Here is a 13,169-nt window from a genome sequence, read left to right as displayed (position 1 = left end):
GGGACCGTCCGGCGCACGCCCGGCAAGAATGCTCGCGGGCGCAGTCGGGTCGGTGCTCGACAGCGCCCGAGAGGCCTCACGGGTGGCTGGAGATCATCATGTCCGCCAGGTCTTCGGGCTTGATGAAGGAGGGCGGAGGCGGCGGCCCCCACTGATAGAGCCCGCGTGCCCCTTCGAGTTCCTCCGGGGTCCACAGGGCGTCTTCAGGGATGCAGTCCATGTCGCTGTGGTACTCGGCGAAGTTTCCGGCCGGGTCCTTCAGGTACCAGAAGAAGTTGCTTCCGGCGTAGTGGCGGCCCAGTCCCCACACATGGCGGCCAGGGTCCCGCTCCAGCATGCTCATCGCGCCGCGGCCGATCTCGTCGACGTCGTCGACCTGCCAGCTGGTGTGGTGCAGGAAGGGTACCGGGGCGCGCTGGACGAGCAGGTTGTGGTGGTCGGTGGAGCATCGCAGGAACACTCCGACGTCCTTGACGATGTCGCTGACCTTGAACTCCAGTCCGTCGGTGAAGAACTGGCGCGTGGTGTCGAAGTCGGTCGTGCCCAGGACGAAGTGGCCCAGTCGACGCGGCCGGACCGGATCGGGGCGCAGCAGGGCGGGGGCCCGCCGGGCGATGCGGGCCGTGCGACCGGGGCCGTTGTACAGCGGGGCCGGGGCGGGCGGTTGCACCAGGCGTGAGCGGACGACGATCCGGACGCTGATGCCGGTGGCCGGTTCGGCTGCCAGGCACTGGGTGTTCTTGCCGATGCCGGTCGTGGTGACCTGCACCGGGAAGTCCAGGTGCTGCAGTCGGCGCGTGATGCGTGCCAGGTCGTCGGGGTCGTCGGCGGCGAACGTGGCCTCCAGCAGCCGACGCCGGTCGCTGTGCACGAGGCGGAGCTGGTCGCCGCCGTCGGTGGTGCCGAAGACGAGGCTGGGTTCGGGGCTTGCGGTGGGTGTGGTGTGGCTTCGGACGAGGCCGAAGTCCTCGTAGAAGCCGGCGGCAGCGGCGACGTCGGGAACTCCGAGAGTCAGCTGCTCGATCCTGTGGAGTGGCACGGGTTCCTCCCCTGCGGGGTTCGCGGGCGGACAGGATGGGACCGGTCGGTGCTCATACGTGACCGCCATCCCGGACCGCCGTGACCGGCACCCGGTCATCCTGGCTTGCAGGGGTGGACCGCACGGCCGTGGTCTGGTCGAGGAGGTCGTCGGCGAGCGCTGCCAGGCCGGACAGGTCGCTGCCGCCGAAGACGTAGAAGTCCGGCCGGTTGATGACGACGTCGATGCCTCGGGTGCGGAAGTACTCCGCGTAGGTTCCGTCGACGTCGACGATGTCGGTGCGGCCCGGCGTGCCGGAGCTGCGGTTCGGGCCGGAGGCGGCTGAGCGCACCGTGTAGAAGTGGCAGCCGAGGCGTTCCAGAGCGGCGGTGCGCCGGGGGCCGAGCGTGGTGCGTGGGTCGTCGGTGATGCTGACCACCGTGAAGCCGGTGGTGGGCAGCAGGCGGTCGAACAGGTCAATCCGGTCTGCGATCCGGACGCGTCCTTGGAGCCCGAGTTCCCCGGCGGGCGCCAACGGGCTGCCGTCGGCTGTGCGGTGCAGGATTCCGTTGACCAGTTGCGGGAAGTCCGGCATGGGCGGGCGGAAGCCGGCGCGGAACATCTCGTCGCGTTTGCGGGCCTCTTCCGGGTCGATGATGCAGGGAATCCTGCCGCTCTCCAGGGAGATGACCGTCCAGTCCCTGACATGGGGGTCGCGCTCGACCTGGTAGGTGTCAAGGAGCGTCTCGTCGGCCACTCCGGAGAGCACGAGGTCGAGTTTCCAGGCGAGGTTACGGGCGTCCCGCATGCCCGAGCACATGCCCTGGCCCATGAAGGGCGGCATGGTGTGGGCGGCGTCACCGGCCAGGAAGACGCGGCCGGAGCGCCAGCGATGGGCGATCCGTGCTTCGAAGGTGTACACGAGCTGCCGGACCGGTTCGACGTCGTGCTCGGTGACGTCGAACGGGGCGAGCAGCTCCCAGGCCTTGTCGGGTCGGAGGAAGTCCTCGGGATTCTCATCCGGTCGGAGATGCCACTCCCACCGTCGGTGGTCCTTGCCCAGCGGCAGTACGGTCGTCGGCCGACGTGGGTCGCATACCTGGCCGGAGTCGAAGGCCAGCGAGAACGGACGCTTGATACGGGCGTCGATGACCAGCCACTTCTCGTTGAAGCCCAGATCGTCGCGGTCGATGCCCAACATCTGGCGGGTTCGGCTGTTGGCACCGTCGCAGGCGACCACGTACCGGGCGCGGAACTGGCGGTGCTCACCGGTGAGAACGGGGCGCGACTCGCCCGGGACCGTGCGGGTGCGTTCCGCGCTCAGTTCGACGTGGTCGTCGTGCTGGACCAGGTCCACGACTTCCCAGCCCGGCATGTGCGCAACGGTCTGGGACCTCAGGATCCGGTCGAGCAGGCTGCGTTCCAGGATGGCGGAGTTCTGCATGTAGTCCGAGTGCCAGCCGGAGATTCCCTCCTCGCCCCAGGGGAACTCCAGCAGGGTCTCGCCCTCGGCGTTGATCCAGGTGTAGCTCTTGGTCGCGTAGGCGTCCTCGAGGGTAGGTCCTTCGGCGCCCAGCTGCTGGAGCATCCGCATGATCTCGTGATCGATGTGGCCGACTCGGGGAAGGCCGTACAGGCTCGGCTGCCGGTCGAAGACAACGGCGTCCCGGCCGAGCATGGCCCAGGTCGCCCCCAGGGTCAGTCCTACGGAGCCGCCGCCGATGATCAGCAGGTCGTGGATCGTGTCGCCGTCCGCTGGAAGGGAGGTGCCGGCGTCGTTGTGGGATCGCCGTCCGGTGGGCATCACGCACCTCCGGTGAACGTCTGCCGGAGGTCGCCCAGGCCGGCGATGTGACTGTGCAGCGTCTGCCCCGGCCGAAGGTAGAGCGCCGGGGTCCGGCCCGCGCCGACCCCGGCAGGCGTACCCGTGAAGACCAGGTCTCCGGGGTGAAGGGTCACGATGGACGAGAGGTAGGCGATCAGCTCACGCACCGGGAAGATCATCTGGCCGGTGCGTCCCTTCTGCAGCACCACGCCGTCGACCTCGCAGCTCAGCGCCAGATCCTCGGGATCGTCAAGCTCGTCCGGCGTCACCAGGAAGGGGCCGGTCGGCGAGAACCCGGGAAAGGACTTGGCAAGACTGAACTGCGGAGCGGGCCCGGCGTGCTGGCAGGTGCGCTCGGAGAGGTCCTGGCCCACGGTGAGTCCGGCGACGTAGGACCAGCTCTCGTCGGCAGAGACGTGCCGGGCCTCACGCCCGATCACGGCGACCAGCTCCACCTCCCAGTCGACGGTGTCCGTGGGCAGCTCCACGGTGCTCACCGGCCCGGTGAGCGAGGACAGGTACTTGGTGAAGACCAGCGGCGCGGCCGGACGCACAAAGCCGGACTCACGGGCGTGCTCGTCGTAGTTCAGTCCGACGGCGAACACCTGTCGGGGGGCCGGGACGGGCGGCCCCAGGTCCTCCGGCCGGAACGGGAGCACCTCGGCGGCCTCGAGATCGGCCGTCGCGGCCCAGCGGGTCAACTCGTCCCAGCGCTCGAAGGCCTGCTGCGGATCGTGGTCGAAGCGCCCGCCGCTGAGTCGCTCGATGTCCACCAGACCGTCACCGTGTACGAGGGACAACCGTCCGCCTAGATTCGCCAACCGCATGGGAAGCCTTTCGCCGAAGGGAACGCGGGGAGTGCCGGTGGGCGCAACGTGGGCGTCACACTGGCGTGACGCGAGTCTCCGGCCTGGCCGCTGCCCCGCACATCCGACAGCTGACGCTCGGCGCACGCGCGGACACGGACTCATCGGGTGGCCGAGGGGGCAACCGCAGACAGGACATTTGCCCTATGCGAAAGGGGGGCACGTGGGGCACGCTTCGAGCGTGTCCCTGGAGAACATGGGTTTGGCCGCACTCGTCGAGCTGGTGGAGAGCGCACTCGACGGAATCGCCGTGCTCAGCCCCGACAGCGAGCACTTCCAGCATGTCAACCAGGCAGGCTGCCACATTCTGGGCCGTGATCTCGACGAACTGCGCGCCCTGCCCGCTGCCGACTTCCCCCTGCCCATGGTCGGCGCGGAACCTGGTGTGACGGCCGTCGTGACCCTCGGGGACCGGGAGATCGAATACATGCCGGCGGTGGTACGGACGCCTCCGCAGCCCGTTCGGATCGTCCGGTTCCGTGATGTGACCGACGCTCGACGCCAGGAACGGCGGCTCAAGGCGTTCAGCCGGACCTCGGCGAGCATCGCCTTCGCCGAGTCGCTCACCACGGGCCTCGACTCCCTGGCACGGGACGTCCGGCACGCGTCGGGCATGGAAGCGTGCACCTTTCTGATCATGGACGAGCAGGGCGAGCTGCGGCAGGTGGGCACAAGCGGTGACTACCCGGGCACGCCCGACTACGTGGACCGTCTCAAGGCCTGCCGGGAGCTGGGGGCTCCCCTGCTGTCCTCGGAGGTCTTCGAGACCGGCAAGCCCGTCGTGGTCGAAGGATGGCGGGAACTCACCCTGGCCGACGAGCGTTTCACACCACTGCACGAGATCAGCCGGCGGCAGAGCTGGCACACCATCGCCGTGCTGCCACTCATCGTGCGCGGCACGACCGTCGGGGTGTTCAACGGCTTCTATCTCAAAGGCAGTCAGCCCTCCGACTCCGACCTGGCGTTCCTGTCGGCCATCGCCGACCAGGCGGCCGTGGCCGTCGACAACGCGCGGATGCTGGTCCAGCTCGAGGCGAAGGCAGCCCTGGACGAACGGCACCGCCTGGCCCGGGACCTGCACGACTCGGTGAGCCAGGCCCTGTTCTCCATGACCCTGCGCAGCCGTGCGGTGCAGATGCTGGCCGAACAGGCCTCACCCCCGATGCCGGAGGTGACGGCCGGCCTTGCCGAACTGCGGGACCTGGTTCAGGGCGCACTGGCGGAGATGCGGGCGCTGATCTTCCAGCTCCGTCCCGAAGCCCTCCATGAAGAGGGACTGGTCTCCGCCGTCCGGCGGCACGCCGCGGCCATCGAGGCCCGGCATCATCTGCCCGTCGTCGTGGAAGGTCCTCAGCACCCCTTGCCGTTGCTCCAGGAACAGGAGACCGACCTGTTCCGGATGGTCAGCGAGGCGATGATCAACGCCGTGAAACACGCCGAGGCGCAGCAGCTGGAAGTCCACATCCGGTGCGAAGGCACGGACGGGCGAGACCTGCTCATCGAGGTACGCGACGACGGCCAGGGCTTCACCCCGGACACACCGCATCCGGGCCACCTTGGGCTGGTCTCCATGACCGAGCGGATCACACGGCTCGGCGGCACGTTCACGGTGGTCTCCTCCCCAGGGCGGCCGACCACCGTACGGGCCGCGATTCCCGGAGTACTGCGTTCCCCGGACGACGGCATGAAGGAAGGGACGGCGCCATGAGCGGACAAGCAGGACCGGAGCCGATCAGGGTACTGGTCGTGGACGATCACGCGGTTGTGCGGCAGGGGATGAAGGCATTTCTGTCCCTGCAGGCCGACATGGAGGTGGTCGGAGAGGCAGGCGACGCTCAGGCCGCACTCGACTTCCTCGCCAGAGCAGCGGTACGGGGCGTCATGCCGAACGTGGTGCTGATGGACCTGGTCATGCCCCGACTCGACGGGGTGTCCGGCATCCAGGCGATCAAGAAGCTCCACCCAGGCGTCGAGGTGGTCGCGATGACGAGCTTCAGCGAAACCGAGCGGGTGCGTGCCGCGCTGGCCGCCGGGGCCTCCGGCTACCTCCTCAAGGACGCCGAGGCCGACGAAGTGGCGACCGCGATCCGGGCCGCGACAGCCGGCGAGACCCACCTGGACACCGCCGTGGCACGAAAGATCACTCGCACGCTGACCGGCGTGTCCGACGGCCTGTCGTCCCTGAGCCAGCGTGAGCGAGAGGTACTGGTACTGGTCGCCGACGGCTACAGCAACCGGGACATCGCCGATGCCTTGACCATCAGCGAGCGTACGGCGCGCACACATGTCAGCAGCATCCTGCTGAAGATCGGGGTGACATCCAGGACGCAGGCAGCGCTGTGGGCGATTCGCCAGGGCATGACGCCGGCTCAGTGAGCCGGCGTCCTGTCGTGCCGGGCCTCTCAGCGAGCGATCATCCCGGCGGAGAGGTCCACGTCCGCGCCCGTCATTCCGGGCATCTGCAGCATGGCCACCACCGCAGCGGCGACTTCGTCCTCCTCCACCATCCGGCCCAGGGCGGAACGCGACACGAAGGCCTCCTCCGCGGCAGCGGCATCAGTGCCCGTCCGCTCCGCTTCCAGACGGAAGTTGCGTTCCATGCGCGGCCCCCTCACCGGCCCCGGTGAGAGGCTGTTCACGGACACACCGTGCGGACCGGCCTCACAGGCCAAAGTCGCGGTCAGTCCGAGTACGGCCGTCTTCGAGGCGGCATAGGGGGTGCGGCGGGCCAGCGGACGCTTGCCGGTCACCGAGGCGATGTTGATCACGTCACCGCGTCCGGCCGCCATCATGGCCGGCAGGAACGCCCGGCAGACGAGGAAGACCCCCCGCACGTTGACGGCGAAGACGTCGTCCCAGTCCTTGGGGTCGATGTCGACCAGCGGAGCCACCGGCCCGGCCACGCCGGCGTTGTTGACCAGCGTGCAGATCCGTTCGTCGTCCAGTTCCGTGCGCAGCCGTTCCACGGCGTCCGGATCGGAGGTGTCGCAGACCGCCGTGCGCGCGGCGCCGCCCTTCTCGCCGATCTCCTGCGCCACCCGGTCCAGCTTGCCGGACGTGCGGCCGGTGAGGATCACCCGCGCCCCGGCGCCGGCCAGGGCGAGCGAGATAGCCCGACCCAAGCCGTTGCCGGCTCCCGTCACCAGGGCCGTACGGCCCTCGAGCACGCTCATGCCGACCCGGCCCGGTAGACCTCCGGGGCCCACGGCAGGTCGGCGCCCGCGTACTTCGCCGCCCGAACGTCACCGGAGCGCGCGTGGCCCTCGAAGAACTCCACCCGTGCGGCGCGCCCGCACAGCTCGCCCAGCTCCGCGCTGGAGCCGGTGTTCACGACCTCCTGGTAGGTGACCGTCTTGAGGTACTTGCCTACCCACAGACCGCCGGTGTACCGGGCCGCGCCCCGGGTGGGCAGGGTGTGATTGGTGCCGATGACCTTGTCGCCGTACGAGACACAGGTGCCCTCGCCCAGGAAGAGCGCCCCGTACTGGCTCATCCGCTCCAGCGCCTCCCGCGGCTGCCGGGTGAGGATCTGCACGTGCTCGCTGGCGAAGCCGTCGGCCACGGTGTACGCCTCGTCGAGGTCGGCGACCACGATGACCTGTCCGTGGTCCCGCCACGCGGGGCCGGCGTAGTCCTGGGTGGACATCGTGGGCAGCAGCGTGTCGATGTGCTCCAGCGCCTTTCGCGCCACCTGCTCGGACGTGGTGACGAGCACGGCGGGCGAGTCCGGTCCGTGTTCCGCCTGGGAGAGCAGGTCGACCGCGACGACGAAGGGGTCGGCGTACTCGTCGGCGACCACGAGGATCTCTGTGGGGCCGGCGAACAGGTCGATGCCCACCTCGCCGAAGAGCTGGCGCTTGGCCTCGGCCACGTATGCGTTGCCAGGTCCGGCCAGCAAGTCGACCCGGCCGATGGTCTCGGTGCCGACCGCCATGGCGGCCACCGCCTGCACACCGCCGAGCAGGTAGATCTCGTCTGCGCCCGCCAGGGACATGGCGGCGACGGTGGCGGCGGGGATCTCACCCCTGATGGGCGGAGTACAGGCCACCGTGCGCTCCACACCGGCGACCTTCGCGGTCACGATGGTCATGTGGGCGGAGGCCACCAGCGGATACCGTCCGCCGGGCACGTAGGCGCCCGCCGCACTGACGGGGATGTTGCGCTGTCCGAGGAAGACGCCCGGCATGGTCTCCACCTCGAAGTCGCCGATCGACTCGCGCTGCGCCTTGGCGAACTCGCGCACGTTGCGCTGCACGGTGCGGATGTCGTCCAGCGTCGTCTCGGGCACGCCCGCCACGATGCTGCGTATCCCGTCCTTCGTGAGCCGGAAGGAGGCCGGCGACCAGTTGTCGAACTTCTCCGAGTAGGCGCGCACCGCCTCGTCTCCGCGGGTGCGGATCTCGCTGATGACTCCTGCAACGGTCTCTCTCACCCGGTCGTCGGTGACTCGGGCGCCACTGGGCGAGGTCGCGCCCTTGATGATCTGAGGCATGGGAACTCCTTGTCGGTGTGCGGGTGGTGTGCGTCGGACGCGCAGTGCGTCGAACCAGGGGGCGGTCAAGGCCAGCCGGCACCGGAAGCCGCCGTGAGGGTGTGGATCAGCCCGTTGCTCACGCCACGGGCAAGGTCGGCCATGGTGGTGGCGGCCGAGCAGAGGAAGAGCGTGCGCCGGTCGTGCCCGCCGAGCGTGCACGCCACGGCCAGTCGTCCGTCTGCGGACACGACGTCCGTCGTGGTCCCGTCGGCGCCGATCCGCCGGAACTCCCCTTGCCGCAGGAGGGCCACCCACAGGGCACCCGTCTCGTCGAGACAGAGGCCGTCGGGCATGTCGGGCAGCTCGGCAAACGTGCACCGGTCCACGAGATCGCCGTCAGCGGTGACGCGGAAGCGGGAGACACGGTGGGCAGCCGTCTCGGCCACCCAGTACGTGTGGCCGTCCGGGGAGACAGCCGCCCCGTTGGGAAAGACCACGTCGCGGGTCACGACCCGGGTCCGGAATTCGCGCGTCCGCGGGACCTCGGCAGCGAGGATCACCTGACCGGGCCGGGGCTCCTCACCGGCCATGAGGTTGAAACCGGTGTCACCGACGAACGCCCGTCCGGCACCGTCGACGACCATGTCGTTGAGGAAACCGCGGGTCATGCCGCTCAGGTCCGCGACCTGAGTCAGGGCCTCCCCGTCCCAGGTCCACAGACACCGGTCGAGGGCGCTGGCGATCAGCAGGCGTCCGTCGGGCAGGAAGCCCAGCCCGGCCGGACGCCCGGGCACGCCGACGACTGTGTGCACGCAGCCGTCGGCGGTTGTCCGCTTGACGGCATGGTCGTGCACGTCGGAGAACCACAGCGCGCCGTCTCTCCACCTGGGCGATTCGGGGTAGACGATCCGTTCGCTGAGCCGGAGCGGGGCCGGGGCGGGAGCCGGCTGGGCGCCACTCACGCCGGGTCCGCCCGGATCTCACCGCGCGGGGCCGTCGGCACGCCGCTGCGGGCACCGGCAACGCTGCGTGCCGCCTCCAGGACCTGGTCAGGTCCACATCCTTTGTCGACGAACGCGGCGGCTCCCGCCTCCAGGGCCAGTGCGCCGACCCGCTCCCTCGGGGTCAGCGCCAGCACGGCCACCCCGCACTGGCACAGGGCTGTGACCACATTCAATCCTCTCGATACCTGAGCGGCGGTGGACCACAGATCGACAATGCCGATGTGCGGGGCGTGACGCGCGGCCTGCTCCACGGCCTCGGCGGGATCGGCGACCGCCGCGACCAGCCGGAAGCCGGCTGCCGCGGACAACAGGTCCTTCATCGCCTCGCGGACACGGACGTCGTCGACGACGAGCAGCGCGGTCACACTGCCGTCGCTGATCCGGCTGGTCCTCACGGTTGCCCCCTGGACGCTTCAACTCTTCACCTCCGGTAGGAGGCCGCTCCAGTCAAGTCGGGGGCGGGCGTGGAGAGATCGTCTTACTGACGGCACGTGGTCCGGCCGTTGCGGACACTGCTGGCCGGACATTTGTCGTGCGAAGTGCGACTGGATCAGGTGCTGCGTGCCCGGCGGCCGCCCCTGCGGGCCTGACAGGTGCGTATCCGCCGACTCCGCCGCATCAGGCACAACACGGGACCGGCCGCCCCAGCCCTGGGTGAGCTCATGCATCCGGAAAGGGCGGAACGGGTCCAGAAGGAGCCTGGAGCGCTGACGTCCCGATCGGCGCCTGAGGCCACGGTCGTAAGGGCAACTGCTGCACACAACGCCCCATCGCATGGACCGGACCGTCCAGTCCGCGGCTCCTCCGCGGTGGGCGCGCTCCAGCCGCTGCAGGATTCCACTGACGCGTCACGTGTCCAGAGAATGGGAAGCGGCCAGGACATAGGCTTGCCCTTATGGCAGCGCATGAGGAGTCAGGAGTTACGATACGTTCCCGGCCAGGTGGGCGGACGGCTCGCGTGAGTGAGCAGGTACTGACCGCGACCACAGAACTGATCGCGCAGCACGGCGTCGCGGCCGTGACGTACGACGCGGTCGCCAAGCTGGCCGGAACGAGCCGTGCGACCGTCTACCGCAAGTGGCCCGAGCGCGACGACCTCTTGAAAGACGCGCTCATGCGCTTCGCGGAGTCATCCGTGTCTGCCCCGGACACCGGCGACGTGCGTTCGGACATCGTCGAGTTCCTGTGCTCGATCAGCGACACTCTGGCCACCCCGATCGGTCGTGCGATCGTCAACGCGTCGATCGTGGCGGATGCCGACGATCCCATCCGGCAGCTCAGCAACGATGTCCTCCAGGCCCGGCTCGGGGCGTTGCAGCACCGGATCGACACCGCCGTGGAATCGGGCGAACTGCCCCCTGTGGATGCCTCTTTCTTGAACACGATGCTGGCTGCACCCGTGTATCTGCTGGTCATGCGCGACCGTCGCCCACTCACTCGGGAGCTTGCCAGACGTATCGCCCATACCGTTCTCCACGGGCTGACAGCACCCGCACCCTGACTTCGCAAAGGGATTGACCCACCTCCCTACCTAATGAGACGATTCTGTTTCATTAAGCGAAGAGGTGGGCTGTTCAGCGACGTTCCGCTCCGGTCGCGCAGTCTCCCCACGCCGAACAGGAGGCAATCCATGTCGAGCGACTACGGCGACACCTGGGCCGGTCACGTTCCGCCTGTCCCCTTCGAGGAGTACTCCGAGAAGTACGCCGACTTCTTCAAGATGCGCCGCGAGAACGGCATCATCGAACTGCGGCTGCACACGAACGACGGCCCCTACATCCACAACTGGGCCGCCCACAACGCGTGGAACCGCGTCTGGCAGGACGTCGGGAACGACTCCGGGAACCAGGTCCTCATCATCACCGCGACCGGAGACACCTGGTTCCAGGGCGACCCCAACAAGACCTGGGAGAAGCCGATCGTCGAGGAGGAGCCCGACTACATCTTCCAGCAGACCTACGACGGTTGGAAGCTCATCGAGAGCTTCGTCAACAATCTCGACATCCCGACGATCGCGGCGGTCAACGGGCCGGGCATCCACACCGAGTTCGCCATGCTGTGCGACATCACCCTCGCCGTGGAAAGCGCGGACTTCATGGACCCGCACTTCCTCGCCGGCAGCGCACCCGGCGACGGCCAGGCCCTCGCCCTGCAGGCACTCATGGGGACAAAGAGAGCCGCATACTACATCTACGGGGGCAAGTCGATCCCCGCGAGGACCGCGCTCGAGCTCGGCATCATCAGCGACGTGCTCCCCCGCGAGCAGCTCCTCGACCGCGCATGGGAGCTCGCCGAGTTCATCATGAAGCGCCCCCGCTTCGCACGCTGGGCGACCCACAACATCCTTTCGCGGCCGTGGAAGAAGCTCGTCGCCGACGACTTCGGCTTCCACATGTCACAGCAGATGCTCGGCACCATCGCGTCCAAGGAGCTCGTCCCCATGCGAAGCCTGATCGCCGACGCCGGCGCCCGCAAGATCTGGTGACGGCGCGCCATGCAGCGGATCGAGGCCCAGATCATGATCCCCGGTCGGGATGATCCCGTCCGTGACGCGGTGGTGCTCACCGACGGGCCGATGATCGCCTACGCCGGGCCGGCCGCTGAGGCGCCGGACAACCCGGACGCAATGAGTGGTGTGCATCGTGACGTCGCAGGTCACGGGTCCGGTGTGAATGGCGAGTTGGGTACTCGTGCCGGTCGGCGGCCTTGACGATGGCGTAGATCATCGGGCAGGTCCGGCTCCGGCGGGATGCCGGGTTCGGCTGCGCCCACGACCGGTCCCCGCCTACGATCCGTCAGCAGGTCGGCACGCCGTGAGAACGCGGGAGGGCGCGGGGATGCAGGAGCGGCAGTGGATCACCGCCCGCCGGAGCGAACTGGACGCCCTCGCCGAGGAGTTGGCCAAGCAACTCCAGGAGGTCCAGGCCGAGCGGGATGAACTGGCGATCGCGGAGCGGGTGCTGAACCGCCTGGCCGAGCAGGCCCGGGCCGACGCCGGGGCTGTCGCTCCGGTATCGGCGAAGGTGGCCGGGCGGGCAGTCCTGCTCATCCCGCACCGCAGCGACGCGGCCGACGAGGGCCACGTGCCTGTACGCGGTCTACGACCCGGTTTCCCGGCGGTGCACCTTCTCCAACGCCGGGCACATACCGCCCATCGTCCTTCCGCCGTCCGGTACGGCGGAACTCGCGGAACTGCCGGTCGGTCCGCCACCGGGGCTGGGAGGCCGCCCTTCAAGTCCACACGCGGCCGACGCCGCGCTGCTGCTCGCCCGCACCCGCGCCCTGAGTCCCGATGCCTACGCCACTTGGGACATCAGTGGTGATCCCCGGCAGGTCGCGCGCATGCGTACTGTGGTCGCCAAACAGCTGCAGCGGTGAGATCGAACGCTTTGCAGTTCTCGCTGATCGGGCTGGGGAACGCGTTTGCTCGGACGGCGTCAACCATCTGGGCGGAGCAGTCCCTTGTCCCGAAGGAAGACGAACTCGCTCTGCTGTGACAGTGTCTGAGCATGCGCAACGAGCGGGCCGACCGGCGGTGTGCTCCGTTCACCGCGAGTCGCCCGCTCCTTAGCGGGACCGTGTGTTCCTCTTCAGCGTGATCTAGCGCGGAACCCCGGGCGTTCACGCCCGGGAGGAAGCGCTTCTTAACGCTGCTCTGACCTGCGCGGGTGCACTGGTCTGCGCTGTTGACCTCAGCCGGGACGTTTCTGGTTCTCGATGTTCTCCTTGATGACGGCGAGCGGGGCGCCCCCGCAGGATGCGGCGAAGTGGGACGGCGACCAGAAGTGGTCACCCCACAGGTACTTGCGGATGTGGCCGGGGAACTCCTGCCGCAGGCGCTGGGCGGAGACACCCGAGATGGCGACCTTGGGCGGGTAGTGCACGAGCAGGTGGACGTGATCGCGTTCGCCGTTGAACTCCCGCAGCTCCGCGCCGAAGTCGGTGCACACGTCGCGCATGACCTCTTCGCAGCGCCGAAGGA

At 68.8% G+C, this 13,169-nt stretch carries 15 protein-coding genes; 6 read left to right on the top strand and 9 right to left on the bottom strand.

Going from position 1 to position 13,169, the window contains the following annotated elements; genetic code table 11:
* Positions 1 to 76: 76 nt before the first annotated feature.
* Genes F7R91_RS28710 through F7R91_RS28700 form a run of 3 tightly spaced genes read right to left on the bottom strand, consistent with a single transcriptional unit; the run spans position 77 to position 3,616 of the window.
* Positions 77 to 1,039, bottom strand: coding sequence for a VOC family protein (locus F7R91_RS28710; protein ID WP_150953119.1), 963 nt, complete (start codon positions 1,037 to 1,039; stop codon positions 77 to 79).
* Positions 1,040 to 1,091: 52 nt separating this feature from the next.
* Entirely contained in the window at positions 1,092 to 2,822 is a 1,731-nt protein-coding gene (locus F7R91_RS28705) for a bifunctional 3-(3-hydroxy-phenyl)propionate/3-hydroxycinnamic acid hydroxylase (RefSeq protein WP_150953117.1), read from the bottom strand.
* Complete coding sequence (locus tag F7R91_RS28700) at positions 2,822 to 3,616, bottom strand: fumarylacetoacetate hydrolase family protein (RefSeq protein WP_331000640.1); 795 nt, start codon at positions 3,614 to 3,616, stop codon at positions 2,822 to 2,824. The genes F7R91_RS28705 and F7R91_RS28700 overlap by 1 nt, the downstream gene beginning before the upstream one ends.
* A 274-nt stretch (positions 3,617 to 3,890) precedes the next feature.
* Between F7R91_RS28700 and F7R91_RS28695 the strand changes: the two genes are divergently transcribed.
* Both F7R91_RS28695 and F7R91_RS28690 read left to right on the top strand, forming a co-directional pair.
* Entirely contained in the window at positions 3,891 to 5,417 is a 1,527-nt protein-coding gene (locus F7R91_RS28695) for a sensor histidine kinase (protein WP_191971669.1), read from the top strand.
* Positions 5,414 to 6,085 carry a response regulator gene (locus F7R91_RS28690; RefSeq protein ID WP_150953108.1) on the top strand — a complete coding sequence of 224 codons (672 nt, stop codon included), beginning with the start codon at positions 5,414 to 5,416 and terminating at the stop codon, positions 6,083 to 6,085. The genes F7R91_RS28695 and F7R91_RS28690 overlap by 4 nt, the downstream gene beginning before the upstream one ends.
* 26 nt (positions 6,086 to 6,111) lie before the next feature.
* Here the strand turns inward: F7R91_RS28690 and F7R91_RS28685 are convergent, their stop codons facing one another.
* From F7R91_RS28685 to F7R91_RS28670, 4 genes are all read right to left on the bottom strand, one after another.
* The gene (locus F7R91_RS28685) at positions 6,112 to 6,882 is read right to left on the bottom strand and encodes an SDR family NAD(P)-dependent oxidoreductase (RefSeq protein ID WP_150953105.1); all 771 of its coding nucleotides are present in this window, start codon (positions 6,880 to 6,882) and stop codon (positions 6,112 to 6,114) included.
* Positions 6,879 to 8,201: a histidinol dehydrogenase gene (gene hisD / locus F7R91_RS28680; protein WP_150953102.1), complete on the bottom strand. Its 1,323-nt coding sequence runs from the start codon at positions 8,199 to 8,201 to the stop codon at positions 6,879 to 6,881. The genes F7R91_RS28685 and hisD overlap by 4 nt, the downstream gene beginning before the upstream one ends.
* Positions 8,202 to 8,266: 65 nt before the next feature.
* A complete protein-coding gene (locus tag F7R91_RS28675) occupies positions 8,267 to 9,145 on the bottom strand; it encodes an SMP-30/gluconolactonase/LRE family protein (protein WP_150953099.1) in 879 nt (292 codons plus the stop codon).
* The gene (locus F7R91_RS28670; protein ID WP_150953096.1) at positions 9,142 to 9,582 is read right to left on the bottom strand and encodes a response regulator; all 441 of its coding nucleotides are present in this window, start codon (positions 9,580 to 9,582) and stop codon (positions 9,142 to 9,144) included. The genes F7R91_RS28675 and F7R91_RS28670 overlap by 4 nt, the downstream gene beginning before the upstream one ends.
* Positions 9,583 to 10,082: 500 nt before the next feature.
* On the opposite strand from F7R91_RS28670, the gene F7R91_RS28665 reads away from it, so the two are divergent.
* The 3 genes from F7R91_RS28665 to F7R91_RS28655 all read left to right on the top strand — a co-directional run bounded on the left by F7R91_RS28665 (position 10,083) and on the right by F7R91_RS28655 (position 11,897).
* Positions 10,083 to 10,688 carry a TetR/AcrR family transcriptional regulator gene (locus F7R91_RS28665; RefSeq protein WP_150953094.1) on the top strand — a complete coding sequence of 202 codons (606 nt, stop codon included), beginning with the start codon at positions 10,083 to 10,085 and terminating at the stop codon, positions 10,686 to 10,688.
* A gap of 129 nt (positions 10,689 to 10,817) precedes the next feature.
* Positions 10,818 to 11,672, top strand: coding sequence for an enoyl-CoA hydratase/isomerase family protein (locus F7R91_RS28660; protein WP_150953091.1), 855 nt, complete (start codon positions 10,818 to 10,820; stop codon positions 11,670 to 11,672).
* 9 nt (positions 11,673 to 11,681) lie between these two features.
* Positions 11,682 to 11,897 carry a hypothetical protein gene (locus F7R91_RS28655; RefSeq protein WP_150953088.1) on the top strand — a complete coding sequence of 72 codons (216 nt, stop codon included), beginning with the start codon at positions 11,682 to 11,684 and terminating at the stop codon, positions 11,895 to 11,897.
* An 85-nt stretch (positions 11,898 to 11,982) separates the two neighbouring features.
* Here the strand turns inward: F7R91_RS28655 and F7R91_RS42180 are convergent, their stop codons facing one another.
* Positions 11,983 to 12,270: a hypothetical protein gene (locus F7R91_RS42180; RefSeq protein ID WP_191971668.1), complete on the bottom strand. Its 288-nt coding sequence runs from the start codon at positions 12,268 to 12,270 to the stop codon at positions 11,983 to 11,985.
* On the opposite strand from F7R91_RS42180, the gene F7R91_RS28645 reads away from it, so the two are divergent.
* Positions 12,188 to 12,565: a SpoIIE family protein phosphatase gene (locus F7R91_RS28645; protein ID WP_150953331.1), complete on the top strand. Its 378-nt coding sequence runs from the start codon at positions 12,188 to 12,190 to the stop codon at positions 12,563 to 12,565. The genes F7R91_RS42180 and F7R91_RS28645 overlap by 83 nt on opposite strands.
* Before the next feature lie 314 nt (positions 12,566 to 12,879).
* On the opposite strand, the gene tnpA is transcribed toward F7R91_RS28645, so the two are convergent.
* On the bottom strand, positions 12,880 to 13,169 hold a 290-nt coding region (tnpA, locus tag F7R91_RS28640; protein ID WP_225320825.1), incomplete at its 5' end, for an IS200/IS605 family transposase.

The organism is Streptomyces luteolifulvus, from assembly GCF_008806595.1.
Classification (GTDB): domain Bacteria; phylum Actinomycetota; class Actinomycetes; order Streptomycetales; family Streptomycetaceae; genus Streptomyces; species Streptomyces luteolifulvus.
Note: the sequence above shows the minus strand (reverse complement) of the source record. Positions and strands in the feature narration are given on the sequence as shown.